Origin of the sequence: Photorhabdus hindustanensis (genome assembly GCF_002968995.1) — a bacterium.
GTDB lineage: Bacteria > Pseudomonadota > Gammaproteobacteria > Enterobacterales > Enterobacteriaceae > Photorhabdus > Photorhabdus akhurstii.
In genome coordinates, this window is record NZ_PUWT01000070.1 from 12,338 (window position 1) to 36,577 (window position 24,240).

Here is a 24,240-nt window from a genome sequence, read left to right on the forward strand (position 1 = left end):
GCCGCTATTGATTTTTCCGATTTCCCTTTTGTTTCTAAATGTAAGAGCGAATGCAGTGTTAAGTACAAACAACATCACCATGCAATTTGGCAGTAAGCCCCTGTTTGAAAACATTTCTGTCAAGTTTGGCAACGGTAACCGTTATGGTCTGATTGGCGCGAATGGTTCCGGTAAATCCACTTTTATGAAAATCCTGGGTGGTGATCTGACACCCACTGCCGGTAATGTCAGCACTGATCCCAATGAGCGTATTGGTAAACTGCGTCAGGATCAGTTTGCTTTTGAAGAGTACACGGTGTTGGATACCGTGATTATGGGGCACACGGAACTGTGGCAGGTAAAGCAGGAGCGTGACCGCATCTATGCGATGGCGGAAATGAGTGAAGAGGATGGCTATCGCGTTGCGGATCTGGAAGTCGCTTATGGCGAGATGGATGGTTATAGTGCCGAAGCACGTGCCGGAGAGTTGTTGCTAGGTGTTGGTATTCCAGTAGAACAGCATTACGGTTTGATGAGCGAAGTGGCGCCAGGCTGGAAATTGCGTGTATTGCTGGCTCAGGCACTGTTTTCTAATCCTGATGTTCTGTTATTGGATGAACCAACGAACAACTTGGATATCGATACGATTCGTTGGTTAGAGCAAATACTGAATGAACGAAATAGCACCATGATCATTATTTCCCATGATCGTCATTTCCTGAATACAGTTTGTACTCATATGGCCGACCTTGATTACGGTGCATTACGTCTGTTCCCCGGTAATTATGATGAATATATGGTTGCCGCCACTCAAGCCCGTGAGCGTCTGCTAGCTGATAATGCGAAGAAGAAAGCGCAGATTGCGGAGTTACAGTCTTTTGTCAGCCGTTTTAGCGCTAATGCGTCTAAATCAAAACAGGCGACTTCCCGTGCTCGTCAGATTGATAAAATCCAGTTGGAAGAAGTTAAAGCATCCAGTCGTCAGAATCCCTATATTCGTTTTGAGCAGGATAAAAAGTTGTTCCGTAATGCTCTGGAATTGGAAGGTTTGACTAAAGGTTATGACAATGGTCCTCTGTTTAAAAATCTCAATCTTTTGCTGGAGGTTGGCGAGAAAATAGCTGTTATCGGTGCTAACGGTATCGGTAAAACGACCTTTCTGAAAACATTAGTTGGTGAGACAGAGCCAAATAGCGGCACAGTTAAATGGTCTGAAAATAGTAGCATTGGTTACTACGCTCAGGATCATGCCAGTGATTTTGACTGCGATCTGACGGTTTTTGACTGGATGAGCCAATGGAAGAGAGAAGGGGACGATGAACAAGCTGTTCGTAGCGTATTAGGACGTTTGTTGTTCAGCCAGGATGACATTAAGAAAAAAGTCAAAGTGTTATCGGGTGGTGAAAAAGGACGGATGCTATTTGGTAAATTGATGATGCAACAACCAAATATTCTGATAATGGATGAACCAACAAACCACTTGGATATGGAATCCATTGAATCCTTGAACCTTGCGCTTGAATTGTATAAAGGTACTTTGATATTTGTTTCTCATGATCGGGAATTTGTTAGCTCATTGGCAAGCCGAGTTATGGAAATTAAATCTGATAAGGTCATTGATTTCAAAGGTACTTATGATGAGTATCTGAGAAGTCAGGGAATTGTTGAGTAATCATCTTATGAGATAAATCGCCCTGGTTGAGATAACCGGGGCGTGTTATTTCGAGACTGTTATTTCTATCGGTGGATAGATTAACTGTTGCACACTTCGCAATTGGGATCTTTGGATAATTTAATATCATGAAATTGCATCGTCATTGCATCAAACAATAAAACTTTTCCGCTACTGACTTTGCCGTATCCAGTAAGGAGTTTGATGGTTTCCATTGCTTGCAATGTACCGATGGTACCGACTAATGGCGCCATCACTCCCGTTTCTACACATGTTAAATTGTTTTCGCCAAACAGTCTGCTCAGGCAACGGTAGCAGGGGGCATTTGGCTGATAAGTAAATGTAGTTAGTTGCCCTTCCATGCGAATAGCCGCGCCAGAAACCAGAGGTGTTTTCCTTGCCAGGCACAACCGGTTCAGTTGTTCGCGGATTGCCACATTATCAGTACAATCCAAGACAACATTGTTCTGGCTGATAAGCTCATCTAGCGCTTTATCTTCCAGTAATCCATTAACGGTTTTAATCGTGACATGTGGGTTTATTGCCCGGAGCGTCAATTGGGCTGAATGCACCTTAGCCATGCCGATACGTTCATCCCGATGCAGTATCTGCCGTTGCAGGTTCGAGAGAGAAACGGTATCAAAATCCAGTAATGTTATTGTTCCGACACCTGCTGCGGTCAGGTACTGAGATGCCGCGCAACCTAAACCACCCGCACCGACTATCAGGATCGTCGAAGATTTCAATTTTTCCTGACCGTCAAAATCAAACCCACGTAGAACAATTTGACGGTTATAACGTAGGATTTCTGTGTCTGTGAGTTCAATGGTCATTATTCATTTTTCAGTAAGTGATTGAACAATTCGATTTCAACATTTTCACCAACTTCTACCCGCCCACGCTCACGTTCCAGAACAATGAAGCAGTTCCCTTGATTGAATGAACTAAATATATGAGAGCCTTGATGCCCTGTCGTACGAACTTCTAGTTCACCTTGTTCATTCACTGAAGCAATACCCCGTTGAAAATCCATTCTTCCCGGTGTCTTTTTCAATGGCGTAGTGACCTTGGCGCGCAGACGCATAGGGGGTTGCCATGCCGTAAAACCGGACAGACGCGCGATTAAAGGTTGAACTAATTGATAGAAAGTGAGAACGGCTGAAACTGGATTACCGGGCAGACCACAGAACCAAGTATTTTTTAGTTTGCCAAAAGCGAAAGGTTTACCCGGTTTAATTGCCAGTTTCCAGAAACTGATCTCGCCTAATTCGTCCAATATCTGCTTGGTGTAGTCTGCTTCACCCACAGAAACGCCGCCACTGCTGATGACTAAATCAGCTTTTTGATCTGCTTCCTCAAAAACATGCCGTAAAGCTTGGGGATTGTCTGCAATAACCCCGAAATCAATAATGTCGCAATCCAGCTTCTCCAGCATCAGGCGAATGGCAAAACGGTTGGTATCATAAATTTGCCCTTCTTTAAGCGGTTGACCGATAGCTTGTAGTTCATCACCCGTCGAGAAAATCGCGACTTTCAATTTGCGAACCACTTCAACGTCGGTGACGCCTAAAGATGCAATCAAGGGTAACTGAGCGGTGGATAATTTGTTGCCTGCGGGTAGTACCACTGCACCTTTAGTTATATCTTCGCCGGCCAGACGGATATTTTGACCTTGTTTAGCTGGCTGAGTGAAAACGATGCCATCGTCAGTAATTTCTGTGTGTTCCTGCATAATAACCGTATCAGCGCCAGTGGGGATCGGTGCGCCAGTCATAATGCGGATACAAGTTGCAACCGGCCATTCTCCTTGAAAGGGGGAGCCTGCCAGCGCTTTTCCTGCCAGAGGCAGTGGTTTGGTGCCATTTAAATCTGCATGGCGTACGGCATAACCATCCATTGCTGAGTTAGCAAAAGGGGGCACATTGATAGGAGAAATAATATTTGTTGCAGTGATGCGTCCTGATGTTTGCGGGAGGCTGACGGTTTCTGTGTCAGTCAGTGGTGTAACTTGCGTCAGAAGTTTTTCCAACGCCTGCTGCAAAGAGATCAATCCAGAGGTATGACAGTGATCCATAAGTGATGCTCCCAGATAACGTTTTTTATTAATGGCATTATGGCAGAGATCATCATAGGTGTGAGTGATATTTGATTTTGATCGTATGTTCCATAAACGCGGCGATATTGGTGTTGGTTATCCAAAATGCCGCGACATGTGATAAGTACGTAGAACATGACGATTAACCTGGCATCAGGGGATATGTTATTGTCATAGCCAGGTTAGAAAGCGGGCAAGAGATTATAAGGTTTGACCACTGTCAACTGTTATGATTTGTCCTGTCATCGATTCTGCTTTTAACAACATTAAGGTTATTTCTGCAACATCTTCTGGCGTTGAAATTCTTTCTAAGGGCAAATAAGTGCAAAGCGTATGCATTTTCTCTTCTCTCCCTTTCCACCATCTTGTTTCAACGGCGCCTGGCGCTACGCAGTTAACCCTGACCGATGGAGCTAGTGCCCGAGCTAAGGATTTTGTCAGTCCGTGAACCGCTGATTTGGAAGCGGCATAGGGGATACAAGAACCTAAGCCCGTTTCGCCGGCGATACTACCGACATTCACGATAGCACTCCCCGTTCTTGCTTTAAGATAAGGTGCCGCATACCGGCAACAATAAAATGTGCCTTTCACATTAACATCAATAATGGTATCCCAAATATCGCCAGATATGGCATCGAGATCTTCAAATTGAAGTTGTCTGGTTGTCGCCGCGTTATTCACCAGATAGTCGATCCCGCTAAATTTTTCCACGACGGTGTTTATCATTGCCTGCACAGCCGATTCGTCGGCAACATTCGCTTTTATCGCGATAGCTTGCCCCCCATCCTTGATAATGGTTTCTGTTGTTTCCAGCGCTTCAAGTTCGCTTTGCGAATAGATCACTGCGACAGCAGCGCCTTGTTCTGCCAGCATAATGCTGATAGCCCGTCCTATACCGGTTCCACCACCGGTTACAATGGCTGTCTTACCTTGAAATGCTTTATACATAAAAATGCTCCTTATTAATATTTGGACATAACATGATAAATCATATCTCTTATAGACAGGTTTGTTAGTACCATTTTGGCATTATTGTGTGGACAATATTGTGTGGAAGCCTGACTAATTCAGCTAATGTTGTGTTGTAAGACTCGATTTAATCTTAATAGAGGTAATTTATTAGAGGTAAAGTAAATAAGTGGAGTAGAGTACGAAAATTTATATACGCTGACGTTCCAGATACTGTAATTAATTTCTTACTGATTTTTTATTTATGGGCAGAAATAATTTACGTTTTTCTGGGAACTTTGTTAATTAAAAATGTATGTTGTATTTGATTTCTGTTACGGCTTATGAAAAATGAACTAAAAAAATAATATTTTATGGCTATGAACAATTCAATTTCTCCTCAACAAAGTCACTGCTACCTCGCTTTTCATATCGCAATGAGTGGATTTTTGGCGCTGGTCGTCGCTATGGGAATTGGGCGTACTGCCTTTACTCCTCAAGTGCCTTTAATGATCTCGGAATTCCAGTTTAGTTTGACTGGGGCTGGTATCGTTGCGGCTTTTAACTATCTGGGATATCTGGCCGGCTCCTATGATGCGATGCGGGCGCGCCGTTTGATTGAATATCGGCTTTGGGCCGGATTATGGGGGGCGGTGATTATCACACTGCTCTCTGCACTACTGTATGGGGCGATATTGCACAGTATCGCCCGTTTTTTTATTGGTTGGGCGAGCGGCTGGACATTGGTGTTGGTGACATCATGGGCCAATGAACAGTTGACTAAATTGAATCGTCCTGCGTTGAGTGCTGCCATATTTGCGGGACCGGGAGTCGGGATATTCGTTACTGGTATCCTTGCTATCGGTATTCAAGCATGGCAAATGAGCGCTTCCGAAGCGTGGTTGTTATATGGCATTTTGGCGCTGATTTGTAGTATCTATATTAGTCGGCATTTGCCCCGTCGTGGTGAGCTATACCGTTCACAAGTCGAGGTGAAAAAACTGACTTTGACTCCTGCAATTAAGCGGCTGGTATGGAGTTACAGCTTGGCGGGGTTTGGTTATATTTTACCTGCGACTTTTCTTTCGCAAATGGCAAGTGATCGTTTCCCCGGCAGCTTATTTGCACAGTTTGTCTGGCCAATATTTGGCGCCGCCGCAGTTATCGGCATCGGTTTCGCTATTTTGACCCGTCATATGCTGACAACGCAAATCCGGCTTGCGATCACTTTATGGATTCAAGCTGTGGGCATTCTCATCGCTGAGAGCATTCCGGGAATAGGTGGTCTGGCATTAAGCTCTTTGTTGGTTGGTGGTGGTTTTATGTGTGTGGTGCAAATGGCGTTTCAGTATGGGCGTGAATTAGCACCAGAACATAGCCGTTATATGGCCGGGTTATTAACCACCGGATATGCGGTCGGGCAGCTTATTGGGCCGATGCTGTCAGCGGTTTCTACCGCAATAACCGGGAGATTGGAGCCTGCGTTATATGTTGCGTTGATTACTTTGGTCATTGCCGGGTTATTGGTTTGTAACAGGAATAAGCCGACCAGTGAAGGGCGTGTGTAAAAAATTCATATAATTATGAAAAGCAATCACTGGATAATCACCACGTGCTCATTTACAGTGTGTGCAATAGTTACCTGTTAGTAGTGAATTGTTTCAGTTATGGTCTTCATGACTCGAATATCCATTTTACTACCCGCCAGATGATGAAAAGTAATGTCTTTGGAGAAAATAATGTCATCCTTAAGTAAAGAAGCTGAACTTGTGCATTCGGCGCTGGAAGCTCGTGGTCTTGAAACGCCTTTGCGTGGTCAGGCGTTGGTGCCGGAAGTGCGTAAAGCGCGTATTGAGGAGCATATGACGGAAATTATGAAACTGTTGAATCTCGATTTGCGTGATGACAGTTTGGCAGAAACCCCCGGTCGTATTGCGAAAATGTACGTCGATGAGATTTTTTCCGGGTTGGACTACAGTAATTTCCCGAAAATCACATTGATAGAAAATAAGATGAAAGTGGATGAAATGGTGACAGTGCGTGATATCACGCTAACCAGCACCTGTGAACACCATTTTGTAACCATTGATGGCAAGGCGACGGTTGCCTATATCCCAAAAGATAAAGTTATTGGGCTGTCTAAGATTAACCGTATTGTGCAATTTTTTTCACAACGTCCGCAGGTACAGGAACGTCTGACCCAACAGATCCTGATTGCATTACAGACACTGCTTGGTACTAATAATGTTGCTGTATCGATTGATGCGGTTCATTACTGCGTGAAAGCGCGGGGTATCCGTGATGCAACCAGTACCACGACAACAACTTCCTTGGGTGGATTGTTTAAATCTAGTCAAAATACCCGTCAAGAGTTTTTACGCACGACTCGCCATGTGTAATTTTTACATCGGGATATAAGAATGGCCTGCCAGAGAATTGACTCGCTGGATAGTATTCGTGGTCTGGCAATACTGGGGATATTGCTACTCAATATCTCCGGTTTTGCTTTGCCATCCGCCGCTTATTTGAATCCGGCATATAATGGTTCTGCTTCTTTAACTGATTTGATTATCTGGTCTGTACTTAGCGTTTTTGTTCAGGGAAAGTTCCTGTGTATTTTGGCTTTTTTATTTGGTGCAACCTTGGAGCTACTATTACCAAGGGGAACAATCTGGAATTATCCACGATTAACCATACTGGCCCTAATTGGAGTGGGACATGGCATTCTATTTTGGGATGGTGATATTTTACTCTCTTATAGTTTGGCCGGTTTTTTTAGCTTTCAATTGATTAGCCAAAATAGCGCCAGCAGCAGGTTATTTATGAAAGGCGCTATTTTTTATCTGATCGGATTAGCGCTATTGTTTATTCTTGGTTTTCTGTCCCGTGGCGAATCTAATGATATTTCTTGGCAGCCGCCGGAATTCCATATGTTATACGAAACATATTGGAAAACGTCTGGTGGATGGTTGGCAGTAAAAGAGCGTTTCAATCAGGTCATGTTGATGATGGTTATGCTGTTTGTTCAGTATGGCTGGCAGCTTATCGGCATGATGTTATGTGGTGCGGGATTAGTGCGTAATGGTTGGTTAAAAGGTGAATTTTCAGTAAGCCATTATCGAAATATGGCGCTATTGCTGATACCACTCAGCGTTGCTGTTCAGATATTCTCTGTCGTGTTCCAATATATCCATAATTGGGATTACTTTTGGTCAGGTATTGTCGGTTATATCCTTGCTGAGTTGGTAACGCCATTTCAGGCACTGGGTTATATGGCTTTGATATATGGTTTCTGGCCGGTTATTTCATGCTGGCGAATTAATTACTGGCTCAGTCAGGTTGGACGAATGGCGATGAGTAATTACTTGCTACAAACCTTAATTTGCACTCTGTTGTTTTATAATCTTGGGTTTTTTGGTCAATTTAGCCGTTTGGAATTACTTGCATTTATTCTTCCTATTTGGACGGTGAATATTCTGTTTTCATGCTGGTGGTTACGCCGTTACCCGCAAGGGCCGGTAGAACGGCGGTGGCGTGAGATGACGGCGGTGTTGGCCCGGTCTGCTTAAGTTGGGTTTTGTCCGTTGCCCGTAATTCTTCTGGGGTTACGGCGGGGTAATCAGTCATGCCTTTTGGTACCTTATGCGGAGCTGGAATGGGGATCAGAGGGCCGAGGAAACGAGGTTCACGTTTCAGAATATAAAGATCAGTCAGGGCGCCAAGGCGGGCAATAATTTCACGTAACCGAATAGTAACCATATTTTTAGGTGTAGAAACTGCATAACATTGGGCGGTAATTCCCATATGCATAGCGATAAACAGTGCTCGTTCGCAATGAAATCGTTGAGTGATAATCGTAAAATCATTAGTGTTAAAAACCTTTCGGGTTCTGACTATCGAATCAAGGGTTCTGAAACCCGCAAAATCCAAGACGATATTTGCAGCAGGAATGCCCGCTTTTACCAAATCTCTGCGCATGGTGACTGGTTCGTTGTAGCTCTGTTGAGCGTTATCGCCACTAAGTAATAAGTATTTAATTTTGTCGCTGTTATAGGCGTTAACAGCTCCTTGGATACGGTACATATAGTACTGATTTGGGGCGCCGGAAAGGTAATATTTAGACGTACCAAGCACTATACCCACTTCGCGTTCAGAAAGTCGTTTAAGATCATCAAAGATATAGGGGGCTGTTTTCCAGCTAATCCAGCGGTCAAGTGCAATAGCTGTCAGTATCAGCATCCCTGTGATGAATAACAGACCAGTTATCAGGCGCTTCCACATGCTTTTGCCTTTTTATACACATTAATGACTGAATTTGTTAAAGGCTACTTTACCTGAAATTTCTAAGCAAGTTTTCTCTTTAGGAAAAAAGCCTGTTAATTTACTTTTACTAACAGGCTTTTTGCATATTTTTAGCGATAAGAATCAGAATGAAGTACGTTTGTACACGCGATATTCAGGTTTCCAGAAGTTGCGCTCAATTGCTTCATCCAGTGCGCCATCTGAGGTAACAGTGGCAACGCCCTGTATTTGTGCTTCTTTGGCGACTTGTTTAGCAATTTTGCGTGATACTTCCTGAATATCATCAATAAGTGGCAGTAACGGGCCTTGACCTTGTTGGGCTAGAGGTGAACAATCCGCCAGCGTCCGGCTTGCTGCCATCAACATACCGTCAGTAACCAGTTTGGCCCCTGACGCAATAACACCCAGACCAATTCCAGGGAAGATATAGGCGTTGTTACATTGGGCGATTGGATACTCCTGGTCTTTATATTTTACCGGATTAAATGGGCTACCTGTCGCAACCAGAGCCGAGCCATCCGTCCAGTTGATGATATCTTCAGGACGGGCTTCAACGCGGGAAGTTGGGTTCGATAATGGCATGACGATTGGACGTTCACAGTGTTTATGCATTTCACGGATGATCTCTTCTGTAAACAAACCTGACTGACCTGAAACACCAATCAATACCGTCGGTTTAGCATTACGGACAACATCGAGCAGAGAGATGGCATCGCTGTTTACATCCCATTGAGTCAATGAGTCGCTTTTCTGTACCAGCTTATTCTGGAAATCCAATAGATTTGGCAGTTTGTCTGTCAATAAACCGAAGCGGTCAACCATGAAAATACGGGCACGAGCTTGTTCTTCGCTTAACCCTTCTGATTTCATCTGGGCGACGATCTGTTCTGCAATGCCGCAACCGGCGGAACCCGCTCCGAGGAAGGTGACTGTTTGATCTTTCAATTGACGGCCCGCCGCGCGACTGGCTGCAATTAAGCTACCTAACGTAACGGCGGCAGTTCCCTGAATATCATCATTAAAGCAACAAATCTCGTGGCGATAACGATTAAGAAGAGGCATGGCATTTTTTTGTGCGAAATCTTCAAATTGCAGCAGCACGTTTGGCCAGCGGCGTTTAACAGCCTGAATAAATTCGTCTACAAATTCATCATACTCTTCACCGGTGATGCGCGGATGACGCCAGCCCATGTATAACGGGTCATTCAGGCGTTGTGGGTTGTTGGTGCCGACATCCAGCACGACGGGCAGTGTATAAGCCGGGCTGATACCACCGCAGGCGGTATACAAGGAGAGCTTGCCGATAGGAATACCCATGCCGCCAATGCCTTGGTCGCCCAAACCAAGGATACGTTCACCATCGGTAACAACGATGACTTTTACATTTTGTTTGGTCGCATTTTGCAGCATGTCATCAATATGTGCTTTGTTTGGATATGAGATGAACAGACCACGGGCACGGCGGTAAATATCAGAAAAATGCTCACAAGCTTCGCCAACGGTTGGCGTGTAGATGATTGGCATCATTTCGTTCAAATGTGCATCCAGCAGGCGGTAGAACAGGGTTTCGTTAGTGTCTTGAATATTTCGCAGATAAATGTGCTTATCTGCATCATTTTTGAAATCAAGATACTGTCGATAAGCACGTTCAGCTTGTTCTTCGATGGTTTCGACCGCTTCCGGTAATAAACCGTAAAGATTAAAGTTGCTGCGTTCTTCTTTAGTAAAAGCGCTGCCTTTATTCAGCAGGGGAAATTCCAACAGAATTGGGCCAGAATAGGGAATATATAGTGGACGTTTACTTTCGTGTTCCAGTTCCATGAATCTTACTCTTTGAACTAAATGGATAACAAGGTTAGCTACAGATCCTAAGAGATAGGAAAAATATGTACAGTAAATGTTACTTAATTATAGGTATTATGAGTGAAAATGAGAGATAACATCCAGATTTGGCTAATAAAATGTTACGGTAATTGTTTTTTATAGCGGAAAACCCTCTATCTGCATAGAGGGAAAAATGAATTTTCCACTGAATTCAGAAAGTGTAGTAATCAAATTTGCTGCAACCGAGCGTAGCAAGTATGGACTGAGTTGTACTTCGTTGGGATAAATCACAGCTTTTTCCCTCAACCAACACTGCTCTTTCGATAGCCAGGCAATCACCACCAGAAATGTTCATCAGAATTAGCGCTGCTTGTAATGGGGGTAAGCTTGGGTTAAATGCGGCATTTTCTGCATAACGTCCAGGATAAATTTTTCCATCTTTTCCTAAAAGCGCAGCACCACTGTAGGAATTACTGTATGGGGCATAGCTCTGGTTTGCCGCGTCTAATGCAGTCAGGACTAATGTATCCGTGGTTTCTAATTTATAACCATGATTAACCGGGTCCATCAACAACGTCTCGATGCCCAGATCGTTTGGGCCAAAAGAATCTGGCAGATAATGACCTAATGTTGAAGGTACCTGCTTTGGCAAGTGAATCTCCAATTGTGTGCCACTATTAAGTTCATTCATAAATTGACGGCAATGGCCGCACGGAGAGTAATTCACAGTAACAGATGCCAGTTTTTTCTCACCCAATAACCAAGCGTGGGTAATCGCACATTGCTCAGCATGAATCGTTTGTTGTAGTGGCATACCAGCAAATTCCATATTCGCGCCAAAATAGAGATTTCCGCTTTTACCGCGGGCAATGGCGCCAACATTAAAATGTGATATTGGTGTCAGGGAACATGCCGCTGCGAGTGGCAACAGGGCGACAGCTAAGGTGTTATCGTCAAAACCGCAGGCTTTCTTAATGGATTTTGCTTGTTTAGCAGTGAGCATGGCCGGAAAGTCATTGTTTCCTGCGTAAGGCAAAAGAGCATCCTGTAGTTTAGGGGGTATCTGTACCCAAATGGGGTGAAAACGAGCTTGCATAGTGTGATCTCCGAATTAACTTAAGATCATTCTAAGTTGTCTGATTAGATTTGTAATGTGATTAATGCCATATAGATGGATGAGACCTATGTAATTGAAGTTGGTAATCAAGCGATTATCATCAAATTTCCTAAAAATAAACTAGCCAAATAGGTATAGCAGCACCGGAAATACAAAAGGGGCTGTTAGTGAAGTAATGATACCGCAAGTCATCAATGCTAATGAGCTGTATGCGCCTTCAACGAAATTGACTTCTGCACAGCGAGCGGTACCCAAAGCATGTGATGCTGTTCCCATTGCCAAGCCACGGGACGCTTTGGTTTTTACCTGTAACAGATCGAACAGGTTATGACCAAATATTGCACCGAAAACGCCGACGAAAATAACACAAGCAGCGCTGATTGCCGGAATACCGCCAATGGCATCAGCTACTGCCATTGCTATTGGTGTTGTGACGGATTTAGGTAATATCGAAGCGGCCATTTCAGGTGTTGCGCCCATCCACAAGGCAATAGCAGTGCCTGTCACCATAGCGACAATAGTGCCGATAAAACAGATGCTGATAATGGATTTCCATTGGGCACGGATCTGGTGTAGTTGCTCATATAAAGGAAATGCCAGCGCAACCACGGCGGGCTGGAGTAGATCATTTAGAATTCGGCTGCCGGCAAAATAGTGTTCATAGGGAGTGTGGGTTATTAGCAATATTGGAATAATGATGGCGATAGAAACCAATAAGGGGTTCAGAATAGGAATTTTGAATCGTAGCGACAGTTTTCTTGCGGTGTAGAATACAACTAATGTTAATGGCAGCGACCACCAAATGTGACTTAACATTTTTATTTCTCTTGTCTTTGTTGTTCACTCTTAACTTCTGATGCGGAACCCATAATCGGGCGTTCACGATGAACATAATGGGAACTGTAAGCCACGATAATCATAACGATTACGGTACTGATCAGACATGAAAAAACAATCGGAACTATCTGTTGGCTGAGTTGATCGTAATAATTCATCACGCCGACGCCGATAGGCAGAAACAACAAAGTCATATTTTTTAGTAACAGACTACAGCCTGGTTTTGCCCAATGAGCAGGAATTAGTTGAAAAGCTAATAAAACGAACAATATCAACATGCCGATAATACTGCCGGGAATAATGATGGGTAATAGGGAAGAAATGGCATTACCTGTCAGCAAACACAAATAAATCAGAACAAATGCTCGCAGGTACTGCCAACCAATAATCAGTACTTCACGAAACGACATAACAAAATTCCTAATTCTGGTGAGGTATTCATCATACAATTAACCTTGAGAATGTGCCATAGATCACACCAAAAAAACGGGGACCATTGCTGATCCCCGTGGGTAAAAATATTAATGAAATAAATTGACTATTATTTCACTTGCATACCGGGTTGGGCGCCACTGTCAGGGCTGAGTAAGAAGATATCTTTTCCACCAGGTCCAGCCGCCATAACCATCCCTTCCGAAATACCAAAGCGCATTTTGCGTGGCGCCAGATTGGCTACCATAATGGTTAAACGGCCTTCCAGCGCTTTTGGATCAGGATAACTGGAGCGGATACCAGAGAATACCTGGCGGGTTTCGCCACCCAGATCCAGCATCAGTTTCAACAACTTATCCGAGCCTTCGACAAAATCAGCCTGTTTAATAAGGGCGACGCGCATATCAACTTTGGCAAAATCATCGAAGGTGATCGTGTCTTGAATTGGATCTTCCGCCAGTGGACCGCTGACTTTTTGTGGTGTGTTGATGCTCTCTTTAGATGCTACAACCATAGCGTTCACTTTATCCATATCAATACGATTGAACAGCGCCTTAAAGGCAGAAACTTGATGATCCAGCAACGGTTGTTCAATATCATGCCAGGTGAGTTCTGTATTTAAGAAAGCCTCTGCGCGTTCTGCCAGATTTGGCAAAACGGGTTTCAGGAAAGTCATCAAAACACGGAACAGGTTGATGCCCATTGAACAGATAGCTTGAAGATCGGCATCACGGCCTTCTTCTTTTGCCACCACCCACGGCGCTTGCTCATCCACATAACGGTTTGCCAAATCAGCCAGAGCCATGATTTCGCGGATTGCTTTGCTGAATTCGCGGTTATTAAACTCTTCTGCAATCACCTTTGCTCCATCAATAAACTGTTGGTAAAGCGCCGGATCAGCCAGTTTATCCGCCAGCTTGCCGTTAAAGCGTTTATTAATGAAGCCTGCATTACGGGAGGCCAGGTTAACAACTTTATTAACGATATCGCTGTTAACACGTTGAACAAAATCTTCCAGATTCAGATCGATATCATCAATGCGAGCAGAGAGTTTGGCTGCATAGTAATAACGCAAACAGTCTGCATCCAGATGATCCAAGTAAGTGCTGGCTTTAATAAAAGTACCACGGGATTTGGACATCTTCGCACCGTTGACGGTGACATAGCCGTGAACGAACACGTTGGTTGGCTTACGGTAACCGCTGCCTTCCAACATGGCCGGCCAGAACAGGCTATGGAAATAAACAATGTCTTTACCGATAAAGTGATACAGATCGGCGGTGGAATCTTTTGCCCAGAACTCATCGAAGCTTAGATTGCCGCGTTTGTCACACAGGTTTTGGAAAGAACCCATATACCCAATAGGGGCATCCAGCCAAACATAGAAATATTTGCCCGGCGCATCAGGAATTTCAAAACCGAAATAGGGGGCGTCGCGGGTGATATCCCACTGTTGTAAACCGGATTCAAACCATTCCTGCATTTTGTTGGCAACTTGTTCCTGTAATGCGCCGGAACGGGTCCAGGCTTGCAGCATGTCACTGAATGCGGGCAGATCGAAGAAGAAGTGTTCTGTTTCACGCATTTCTGGCGTCGCACCGGAGACGGCAGAACGGGGGCTGATTAGTTCAGTCGGACTGTAAGTCGAACCGCAAACTTCACAGTTATCACCATACTGATCTTCTGCCTTACATTTCGGGCAGCTTCCTTTGACAAAGCGATCCGGCAGAAACATATTCTTCTCAGGATCGTATAACTGAGAAATAGTACGATTCTTAATATGGCCGTTTTTTTTCAGTTCGAGATAGATTTTCGTTGAGAACGCTTGGTTCTCTTCACTATGCGTAGAGTGATAGTTATCGTAGCTCACCGAAAAGCCAGTAAAATCCTGATGATGCTCTTGGTTCACCGTGGCGATCATCTCTTCAGGAGCAAGACCCATTTGCTGAGCTTTCAGCATGATTGGCGTTCCATGAGCGTCATCGGCACAGATAAAGTGAACCTCTTTGCCGCGCATTCGCTGAAAACGGACCCAAATATCTGCTTGGATATGTTCCAGCATGTGACCGAGATGGATTGGACCGTTAGCATATGGCAACGCGCACGTCACCAATAATTTTTTTGCGACTTGAGACATAGTAAGGATCTGACTTCCAATAAGTGAAAAAGGAAGTTTGATGTTAACCGATTAAAAAAATTGTCGCTAGGGTAAGGCTCAATCTTAGTGAGTTTTGTTGGATAAAAATTGGATCAGTGAACGGGAAGCGGGTTTTTGTCGCCAATCTTATCTGAACGCATTGGGTTCTGTTATGATGGAGGGATAGTTTTTAGCTAATGATAATCATTAAAGGAGCCGGGATGAACTCACAATCCCCCGAGCAGACCAATCCTGACCTGCTGAAATCTCAGGTAACAAAAATACTTGCTACTTTTACACACCTGACACTAGAACGCGATTTGATAACACTAAAAGCTTTACATCACTGTACGATGCTTGATGGTGTTTTGCACATTGAATTACTGATGCCGTTTGTCTGGCAACGCGGCTTTAAAGCGTTAAAAACGGCGACAACGGAAAAATTACAGGCGGTAACCGGCGCAAAATCGGTGGCGTGGAAATTGATCCATGATATCAGCACATTACGTCGTGCTAATGATCTGCCGGGAATTAATGGCGTTCGTAATATTTTGGCTGTCAGCTCAGGTAAAGGCGGGGTGGGTAAATCCAGCACCGCCGTAAACCTAGCGCTGGCATTGGCTCAGGAGGGGGCAAAAGTCGGTATTCTGGATGCGGATATCTACGGCCCTTCTGTTCCGAGTATGTTGGGAACCTCCAAAGAGCGCCCAACTTCTCCAGACGGGCAGCATATGGCGCCGATCATGACGCATGGCCTTGCCACTAACTCTATTGGTTATTTAGTAACAGATGATAATGCAATGGTATGGCGTGGCCCAATGGCGAGTAAAGCATTGATGCAGATGTTACAGGATACATTATGGCCGGATCTTGATTATCTGGTTATCGATATGCCGCCAGGAACCGGTGATATTCAACTCACTTTGTCACAAAACATCCCGGTAACGGGGGCGCTGGTGGTAACAACGCCTCAGGATATTGCTTTAATTGACGCCATGAAAGGTATCGTCATGTTCCAGAAAGTGAAGGTGCCTGTATTGGGGATTGTCGAAAACATGAGTGTGCACATTTGCAGCAACTGTGGTCATTCGGAACCTATCTTTGGTACGGGTGGGGCAGAAAAATTGGCGGCTAAATATCACTGTAAATTATTGGGACAAATCCCTCTGCATATTTCACTGCGTGAAGATCTGGATCGTGGTCAGCCAACGGTTATCAGTGATCCTGATAGTGAATTTACAGATATTTATCGCGAAATTGCCGCGAATATTTCAGCGCAGATGTATTGGCAAGGTGAGAAGATACCAACAGAAATCTCATTCCGTGCCGTTTAATGCGGGTATTTGATTGATGATAGCGGGCGATAGATGTTTTCATTGCCCGCTTTTTACATGGGGAGATTTTGTATGGGGATAAGTATGCTTGTCTGATTTCCCTCGTTACGATTTACCTCGTTTCATGGTTTTTATGCGAAACGCTTCGAAAAAAATGAGACTTATCTTGTTTACACTGGAACAGATACCATTAACTCCCTATAATCTCGCCAAACTTAGCACTCATAAGTGCTTTGTTCCCATTTTTTTCTAGAATCAGGTTATCTCTATTATGGCTGACGAAGCATATCAGTGCACAATTGTAGGAATTTCTGGTGCATCTGCCTCAGGTAAAAGTCTCATTGCTAATACACTTTATCGTGAATTACGCGCTCAGGTTGGTGATCACAATATCGGTATTATACCAGAGGATTGCTATTATAAAGATCAGAGCAATCTATCAATGGAAGAGCGTTATAAGACTAATTATGACCATCCAAGCTCAATGGATCACAATCTGCTCTTTTCTCACCTGCAAGCGCTGAAAATGGGTGAATCAATTGAATTACCACAATACGATTATGTTGCCCATACTCGTAAATCAGAAGCGATTCATTTTGCGCCGAAAAGGGTTATTATCCTAGAGGGTATTCTGTTATTGACTGATAAACGCTTGCGTCAGGAGATGGACTTCTCTATTTTTGTTGATACGCCACTGGATATTTGCCTTATGCGTCGTATTAAACGGGATGTGCATGAACGGGGACGTTCTCTGGATTCGGTGATTGAGCAATATCATAAAACTGTGCGTCCAATGTTCTTGCAATTTATTGAACCATCAAAGCAATATGCAGATATTATTGTGCCGCGCGGGGGTAAAAACCGGGTCGCGATTGATATATTGAAAGCCAAAATTGGTCAGTTCTGCGAATAATAAAACTTTGCTTGTCAGGCATTGAATTGATAAGCATCATCGTATTTGAGAGGAAATAATGCGACTCTGTGACCGCGACATAATTAAATGGCTTGATGAAGGTAAATTGGTCATTGCTCCACGTCCGCCGATTGAACGTATTAACGGGGCAACTGCTGATGTGCGCCTTGGGAATCAGTTTCGTGTTTTCTGTGGTCATACTGCGGCATATATTGATTTGAGTGGTCCGAAAGATGAGGTCAGCGCTGCGCTTGATCGCGTGATGAGTGATGAAATTATCCTGTCTGACGATGAGGTTTTTTTCCTCCACCCTGGAGAGTTGGCGCTAGCTGTTACGCTGGAATCCGTCACATTGCCGGACGATTTGGTGGGCTGGCTTGATGGCCGTTCTTCTCTTGCTCGTCTTGGGTTGATGGTGCACGTGACGGCACATCGGATTGATCCGGGTTGGCATGGTCAGATTGTTCTCGAATTCTATAACTCCGGTAAATTGCCTCTGGCGTTACGTCCGGGCATGGTCATCGGTGCTTTGAGTTTTGAACCATTGTCTGGTTCCGCAGACCGTCCGTATAACCGTCGTCAAGATGCGAAGTATAAAAACCAACAGGGTGCGGTGGGTAGCCGTATTGATGAAGATTAATATTTTTATCGGCTATTGAGTTGCATTGACTGTTTTGACAAAAAAGCGGAGGAAGTCATGAAGAGATTACTGACGACACTGATTATTTTGCTGGTCGTGATTATTACCGGTCTGGCAGCATTAGTCATGTTGGTGAACCCGAATGACTTTCGTGCTTATATGGTCAAACAGGTGCAAAAGAAGAGTGGCTACCAACTCGTCCTGCAAGATGGTATGCGCTGGCATGTCTGGCCAAAACTGAGCATTATTACCGGGCGCATGTCATTAACGGCCCCTGGAGCGGCGCAGCCAACAGTGACGGCAGAAAATATGCGTCTTGATGTGGAGTTGTGGCCGCTTCTTTCTCATCAACTTGCTGTGAAAGAGGTGATGCTGAAAGGGGCGATATTGAGAGTAACACCGGAGAGTCAATCTCAGAAAAAAGAGAATATCCCTATTGCACCAAAAGGGAGTGCGGCCAATTCTGTTGCGAAGGGGGAGGGTTGGAAGCTTGATATTGCCAGAATTAAAGTCGTGGATAGTTTGCTTATTTGGCAGCGTGATGAGCATGAGCAGTTAAATGTCCGCGATATTAATCTGCTGATGGCGCGGGATAACCAAAACCATATCAGCGTGGAGTTAAGTAGCAAAGTTAGTAAGAATCAGCAAGAACTGGCTTTTAATCTTAATGCTGATGTTGATATTACTGATTATCCATATCGTGTTGCTGGTAATATTAACTCTTTTGATTATCAATTCCAGGGCGCGGGTATACCTACGGGGGGAATTAGTGGTTCAGGAAAAGTACATGCTGTTTATCAAAAAGAGACGGCAGATGAACCGCAAATCGTTTCTTTACAGATGTTGAGTTTCACCGCTAATGAGAGTGAACTGCATGGCAGTATAAAAGCCATGTTGGGGGCTCACGCGGATTATCAGATAGACTTATCTTCCCAAAAACTGAATCTAGATAATCTGATGGGATGGGACTTGTTTCCTAAAGAAGGCTCAGAAGTTAAACGTTATTACCGGGTAGAGAATAGTTCGGCTAAACCGGTGATCGCTGTTTCAAGCTCTGTCCAGACTGATTATAGCGCCACGTTTCTAAATGATTTTAATGCTAATGTGATTATTAATGCGGATAAATTTGTTTATCGAGGAATGGAGATCGATAACCTGATATTGAAAGCGACAAGTAATAGTGGTGTCGCTGAAATTTCTACTCTGAATGGCAAATTATTTGGTGGTAATTTCTCTATTCCGGTTTTTTTAGATGCAACGGGTAATCAACTTAAGTTACACGCAAAACCTTTACTGCGGAATATAGAACTGGAACCGGTACTCAAAGCATTTTCTTTACCACAGGCATTTAGTGGTAAATTCAATCTGAATGGCGATCTTTCTGGTAAAGGATATGATGGTTATGCGATTTCGCATATTTGGCAGGGTGATCTTAATTTCAGTTTAGTTAATGCCAAAATGTATGGATTAAATATCCCACAATTAGTCCAGCAATCTGTTGCTCGTGCAACGGATAAAGTGAATATTACTGATAATATGGATAACTTTACCCGTGCCAAGAAGCTTGATGTTAAAGCAGTACTGAATCGAGGTGATATAAAAATCAGTCGACTTCATGCGGTATCTGATCTGCTAAATATTGATGGACAGGGTAAGGCTAATCTACTTAAACAAAATGTTGATGTCGCTTTAAAAGTACAGGTAACACAAGGATGGGGCAAAGATAATGAATTGGTTAGTCGTCTGCGAAAAATGAAAGTACCACTGCGAGTTTATGGTCATTGGGATAATCTGCAATACAATTTGGATATTGAACAACTGCTACGTAATGAGTTGGAGGACAAGGTAAAACAGGCTATTAACGATTGGGTTGAACGTAGCAGTCATTAGCTGTATTAGCTCATGCCTGATTTGACCGTTTAATTCTGGTTAATTGACTATTATGCTTAACCAGATACTTAAATAAATTCTTATCGTTGCCTGAGCGGTCAATTTCGGTACAAAAGTGAATTTCTACTTGTGAGTTAAATTTTAATAATTGCTAACATCTCTTCATTTTTTTCATCCATGCCGACTTCAACAAAGCCAAAACTGGCGTAAAAGTTTCTTGCTACAGTGTTGCTTGGCTTATAACAGATTTCTATTTCTTTTAATCCATTTGTTTGCCTAATTTCATTAAGGGCTAGCAGCATTGCCTGGCGTCCAATGCCTTTGTTTTGATGTTGTTGATCCACCATAAATCGCCAAATTGATGTCTTTTGATCTGTTTCAGGCACCCACATAAAAAATCCGACAGGTTTATAGTCTAAGCAAATTGCACGTGTTTGGTATGAAGGATTGAATTTTGACTCAACCAGTGACCACACGTTATCTGCGACGTATTCACATTGGTCATCGGTTACTGTTAGATCACAGACATCTTCATAATTGTCTTTATCAACATCAGCGAGGGTTATATTCATGTAATATCCTTTTAAATTGATGAATAATATTATTGATTGGCAAGTGTATATGAAGTTTATTGAATTGAGAAGCTATGGCTTTTTTTTCTAAATACAAAGTTATTTAATTTAGTTAGATAAATCATTAACAGTATTCGTATATAGTTCCGCATATGATATTGATAGATAGCAAAGGCTAAAAAAATCCCGGTACAGTTTAAACTGACCGGGTTTTATTTTGTTTCCGAGGAAAAACTCAGTGATGGCAAATATGATTAGTGATCAATAACACTGAGTTATTCTTTATTTTCTTCCTCTGACGCCAGAGGGGTGATTTTTACCTTATTAATTCGGTGACTGGTCACTTCCAACGGTTCAAACAGATAATTATCAATCTGTAATTGCTCGCCTTGTTGTGGAATATGTTGTGAATGTTCCATCAATAAACCTGCCAAGGTTTGATATTCACGTTTTTCATCCAGTTGCAAAGGAACATAAAGGATCAAATCATCCAGCGGCATATAACCATTGGCGATCCAACCACCATTTTCAGTCGCCTGAATATCATGGCGGGCATCAGTTTCTTCGCCATCTACCGGCAAATTACCCGCGATAGTTTCCATTACGTCGGTCAAAGTCACCACTCCTTCCACAGAACCAAATTCGTCGACAACAAACGCGAAGTGAGTTTGTGCCTGGCGGAACTGCTCCAATGCTTGGAGTAGTGAAAGCTGTTCAGGGAAAATCAGCGGTTGTTTTATCAGCGAGTGTAAATCGAAAGGCTGTTGGTTAAGCTGTTGATTCAATAAATCAATAACATGGACAACACCTAATGGTTCGTCACTGATATTTTCATCTGTTACCACAATGCGTGTGTGAGGATTTTTACTCAGTATTTGCGTCAGATTTTCAGTTGGTGCATGAATATCAAGATACTCCACGTCGTGACGGGAAGTCATGATACTGTTGACGTTACGCTGCGCCATACCCAGAACTCTGGCAATCATTTGACGTTCTTGTGGATCAAACACTTCCTGATTATCAGAAATTAGATTAGATGTATGATTGTCCAATTCTGCGTTTTCATGCTTACCACTCAGGATACGTAAAACAGCTTCCGCTGTTCTTTCACGTAGCGAACGGGAAGCAGTGAGAAACCTGCGGCGGTTAAACTGGGCAAATTGGTTTAAGGATTCAATCATAATGGAGAAGCCGATAGCGGCGTACAAGTAGCCTTTTGGTATGTGATAACCAAAACCTTCGGCTACCAGACTGAAACCGATCATCAATAAGAAGCTCAGACAGAGAATAACGATAGTCGGGTGAGCATTGACGAAAGTGGTCAGCGGCTTACTTGCCAGTATCATCAGGAACATCGCAATGGTGACTGCCGCGATCATGATACCGATGTTGTCTACCATACCAACAGCAGTAACCACTGAATCCAGTGAAAATACAGCATCAAGGACAATTATCTGCACGACAACCGTCCAAAATTTAGATGTTTTGCGTTGTTGTCCTGAGTGGGCATCTTTACCTTCCAGCCGTTCATTGAGCTCCATCGTCGCTTTGAACAGTAAGAAAAGACCGCCTATCAGCATAATCAGGTCGCGGGCGCTAAATGGATGTTCCCAAAGCGTAATTAATGGATGAGTTAGCGTTATCAGCCAGGAAAGACTAAAAAGCAGTACGACACGCATCAGTAATGCGCAACTCAGACCTGTAATTCTTGCTTTGTCTCTTAGTTTTTCAGGAAGTTTATCTGCCAGAATGGCAATAAAGACCAAGTTGTCGATTCCAAGGACAATTTCTAGAACGATAAGAGTAACCAGTCCAGCCCATATCGTCGGATCAGCGATCCATTCCATACAGTTTGTTTTACCTTCTAATTATGACGGCTTATGCCGAATAATGAATAATGGGCATTGCCTCATCAAATTTCAATAGTTGATTTTTCATCTTGGGAAGTTTTTTCCAAAAAATGAGGTGTAGCGGCATCGGTGGCACCAATAACTATCCATTAGGACGCATCCTGAGTTAACATGTGATCACATTAACAAATTGCACACTAATTATTATTGGTGAGCCGAATTATCATCAGACAGGAGTTATTCATGTCCAAGCAGCAGATTGGTGTTGTCGGTATGGCGGTGATGGGGCGTAACCTGGCACTCAATATTGAGAGCCGTGGTTATTCCGTATCTATATTTAACCGTTCAAGTGATAAAACTGACGAAGTGATCGCCGAAAATCCGGGGAAGAAATTAGTTCCAAGTTACACTATCGAAGAATTTGTCGATTCACTGGAAAAACCGCGTCGTATTCTGCTCATGGTTAAGGCTGGTGAAGCAACCGATAAAACTATTGCTTCATTGACTCCACATCTGGATAAAGGTGATATTTTGATTGATGGGGGTAATACCTATTTTCAGGATACTATCCGTCGTAATCGAGAGCTTTCTGCTCAGGGTTTTAATTTTATCGGTACCGGGGTTTCCGGTGGTGAAGAAGGGGCATTGAAAGGGCCATCTATCATGCCTGGCGGCCAAAAAGAGGCGTATGAATTGGTGGCGCCAATTCTGCAAGAGATCGCGGCTAAAGCGGAAGGTGAACCTTGTGTGGCCTATATTGGCCCGGATGGCGCCGGCCATTATGTGAAAATGGTTCACAATGGCATTGAATACGGTGATATGCAGCTCATTGCTGAAGCCTATTCTTTATTGAAGAATGCCCTAAATCTGAGTAATGAAGAACTGTCTGAGATTTTCACTGACTGGAATAACGGCGAATTGAGTAGCTATTTGATTGAGATAACTGCTGATATTTTCCGTAAGAAAGATGAAGCAGGCCAATATTTGGTTGATGTGATTTTGGATGAAGCAGCAAATAAAGGCACGGGTAAGTGGACCAGCCAAAGCTCTTTGGATTTAGGTATTCCAGTGACGTTGATCACAGAATCAGTATTTGCACGTTATATCTCTTCTCTAAAAGATCAGCGAGTGGCCGCAGCTAAAGTTTTGAGCGGGCCGGAAGCACAACCCTTTAAAGGCGAGAAGGCCGAATTTATTGAGAAAGTTCGTCGTGCGCTTTATTTGGGTAAAATTGTCTCTTATGCTCAGGGTTTTCAGCAATTGAAAGCGGCATCTGATGAGTACCAGTGGAATCTCAATTACGGTGAAATTGCCGGGATTTTCCGGGCGGGTTGTATTATTCGCGCTCAATTCCTGCAAAAAATTACTGACGCATATAACGAAAATGCGGATATTGCTAATTTGTTGCTAGCGCCTTACTTTAAGAAAATTGCTGATGAATATCAGCAAGCGCTGCGTGATGTCGTCTCGTATGGGGTGCAGAATGGCATCCCAACCCCGACTTTCTCTGCCGCGATTTCTTACTACGATAGTTATCGTTCAGCAGTCCTGCCTGCTAATTTAATTCAGGCTCAACGTGACTATTTCGGTGCTCATACTTATAAGCGTACTGATAAAGAGGGTGTTTTCCATACTGAATGGATGGAGTAAGCCCGATTATTATCGATTGATCAGGAACGTGGAGAGCCTGCATCAGAT

Annotated in this window: 20 protein-coding genes; 9 read left to right on the forward strand and 11 right to left on the reverse strand. The window is 43.5% G+C overall.

Features of this window, described 5'->3' with window-relative positions:
- Window positions 1-55 precede the first annotated feature (55 nt).
- Window positions 56-1,651, forward strand: a complete 1,596-nt coding sequence (locus tag C6H66_RS21235; protein ID WP_046394734.1) for an ABC-F family ATPase — start codon at window positions 56-58, stop codon at window positions 1,649-1,651.
- 80 nt (window positions 1,652-1,731) lie between these two features.
- On the opposite strand, the gene moeB is transcribed toward C6H66_RS21235, so the two are convergent.
- From moeB to C6H66_RS21250, 3 genes are all read right to left on the reverse strand, one after another.
- On the reverse strand, window positions 1,732-2,484 hold the full coding sequence (gene moeB, locus C6H66_RS21240; protein WP_105396648.1) for a molybdopterin-synthase adenylyltransferase MoeB: 753 nt from the start codon (window positions 2,482-2,484) through the stop codon (window positions 1,732-1,734).
- Window positions 2,484-3,725 carry a molybdopterin molybdotransferase MoeA gene (gene moeA, locus C6H66_RS21245; protein WP_105396649.1) on the reverse strand — a complete coding sequence of 414 codons (1,242 nt, stop codon included), beginning with the start codon at window positions 3,723-3,725 and terminating at the stop codon, window positions 2,484-2,486. Before moeA ends, moeB begins: the two co-directional genes overlap by 1 nt.
- Window positions 3,726-3,947: 222 nt before the next feature.
- Window positions 3,948-4,694, reverse strand: coding sequence for an SDR family NAD(P)-dependent oxidoreductase (locus C6H66_RS21250; protein WP_105396650.1), 747 nt, complete (start codon window positions 4,692-4,694; stop codon window positions 3,948-3,950).
- A 380-nt stretch (window positions 4,695-5,074) separates the two neighbouring features.
- Here C6H66_RS21250 and C6H66_RS21255 point away from each other — a divergent pair, with 380 nt between their 5' ends.
- From C6H66_RS21255 to yeiB, 3 genes are all read left to right on the forward strand, one after another.
- Entirely contained in the window at window positions 5,075-6,262 is a 1,188-nt protein-coding gene (locus tag C6H66_RS21255) for a YbfB/YjiJ family MFS transporter (RefSeq protein WP_105396665.1), read from the forward strand.
- Window positions 6,263-6,433: 171 nt separating this feature from the next.
- A complete protein-coding gene (gene folE, locus C6H66_RS21260) occupies window positions 6,434-7,093 on the forward strand; it encodes a GTP cyclohydrolase I FolE (RefSeq protein ID WP_036777911.1) in 660 nt (219 codons plus the stop codon).
- A 21-nt stretch (window positions 7,094-7,114) separates the two neighbouring features.
- Complete coding sequence (gene yeiB / locus C6H66_RS21265) at window positions 7,115-8,263, forward strand: DUF418 domain-containing protein YeiB (protein WP_105396651.1); 1,149 nt, start codon at window positions 7,115-7,117, stop codon at window positions 8,261-8,263.
- Here the strand turns inward: yeiB and sanA are convergent.
- The 6 genes from sanA to metG all read right to left on the reverse strand — a co-directional run bounded on the left by sanA (window position 8,151) and on the right by metG (window position 15,343).
- Window positions 8,151-8,975, reverse strand: coding sequence for an outer membrane permeability protein SanA (gene sanA / locus C6H66_RS21270; RefSeq protein WP_248000771.1), 825 nt, complete (start codon window positions 8,973-8,975; stop codon window positions 8,151-8,153). The two genes, yeiB and sanA, sit on opposite strands and share 113 nt — an antisense overlap.
- A gap of 144 nt (window positions 8,976-9,119) precedes the next feature.
- A complete protein-coding gene (locus C6H66_RS21275; protein WP_105396652.1) occupies window positions 9,120-10,817 on the reverse strand; it encodes an NAD-dependent malic enzyme in 1,698 nt (565 codons plus the stop codon).
- Window positions 10,818-11,031: 214 nt separating this feature from the next.
- The gene (cdd, locus tag C6H66_RS21280; protein ID WP_105396653.1) at window positions 11,032-11,916 is read right to left on the reverse strand and encodes a cytidine deaminase; all 885 of its coding nucleotides are present in this window, start codon (window positions 11,914-11,916) and stop codon (window positions 11,032-11,034) included.
- A gap of 141 nt (window positions 11,917-12,057) precedes the next feature.
- Entirely contained in the window at window positions 12,058-12,753 is a 696-nt protein-coding gene (locus C6H66_RS21285) for a CidB/LrgB family autolysis modulator (protein WP_105396654.1), read from the reverse strand.
- A gap of 2 nt (window positions 12,754-12,755) precedes the next feature.
- Entirely contained in the window at window positions 12,756-13,184 is a 429-nt protein-coding gene (locus C6H66_RS21290) for a CidA/LrgA family protein (protein WP_036814619.1), read from the reverse strand.
- A gap of 131 nt (window positions 13,185-13,315) precedes the next feature.
- Complete coding sequence (gene metG / locus C6H66_RS21295) at window positions 13,316-15,343, reverse strand: methionine--tRNA ligase (RefSeq protein ID WP_105396655.1); 2,028 nt, start codon at window positions 15,341-15,343, stop codon at window positions 13,316-13,318.
- Between the two features lie 221 nt (window positions 15,344-15,564).
- On the opposite strand from metG, the gene apbC reads away from it, so the two are divergent.
- The 4 genes from apbC (at window position 15,565) to asmA (ending at window position 20,120) form a co-directional block, all read left to right on the forward strand.
- On the forward strand, window positions 15,565-16,677 hold the full coding sequence (gene apbC, locus C6H66_RS21300) for an iron-sulfur cluster carrier protein ApbC (RefSeq protein WP_065391319.1): 1,113 nt from the start codon (window positions 15,565-15,567) through the stop codon (window positions 16,675-16,677).
- A 271-nt stretch (window positions 16,678-16,948) separates the two neighbouring features.
- Window positions 16,949-17,590 (forward strand): uridine kinase, encoded by a 642-nt coding sequence (gene udk, locus C6H66_RS21305; RefSeq protein WP_065391318.1) that lies wholly within the window; start codon window positions 16,949-16,951, stop codon window positions 17,588-17,590.
- Window positions 17,591-17,648: 58 nt separating this feature from the next.
- A complete protein-coding gene (dcd, locus tag C6H66_RS21310) occupies window positions 17,649-18,230 on the forward strand; it encodes a dCTP deaminase (RefSeq protein ID WP_036777925.1) in 582 nt (193 codons plus the stop codon).
- 57 nt (window positions 18,231-18,287) lie between these two features.
- On the forward strand, window positions 18,288-20,120 hold the full coding sequence (gene asmA / locus C6H66_RS21315; protein WP_105396656.1) for an outer membrane assembly protein AsmA: 1,833 nt from the start codon (window positions 18,288-18,290) through the stop codon (window positions 20,118-20,120).
- Between the two features lie 134 nt (window positions 20,121-20,254).
- Here the strand turns inward: asmA and C6H66_RS21320 are convergent, their stop codons facing one another.
- Window positions 20,255-20,692: a GNAT family N-acetyltransferase gene (locus C6H66_RS21320; protein ID WP_105396657.1), complete on the reverse strand. Its 438-nt coding sequence runs from the start codon at window positions 20,690-20,692 to the stop codon at window positions 20,255-20,257.
- A gap of 275 nt (window positions 20,693-20,967) precedes the next feature.
- On the reverse strand, window positions 20,968-22,539 hold the full coding sequence (locus C6H66_RS21325; protein WP_105396658.1) for a TerC family protein: 1,572 nt from the start codon (window positions 22,537-22,539) through the stop codon (window positions 20,968-20,970).
- 246 nt (window positions 22,540-22,785) lie between these two features.
- On the opposite strand from C6H66_RS21325, the gene gndA reads away from it, so the two are divergent.
- Window positions 22,786-24,192 carry an NADP-dependent phosphogluconate dehydrogenase gene (gndA, locus tag C6H66_RS21330; protein ID WP_105396659.1) on the forward strand — a complete coding sequence of 469 codons (1,407 nt, stop codon included), beginning with the start codon at window positions 22,786-22,788 and terminating at the stop codon, window positions 24,190-24,192.
- Window positions 24,193-24,240: the final 48 nt, after the last annotated feature.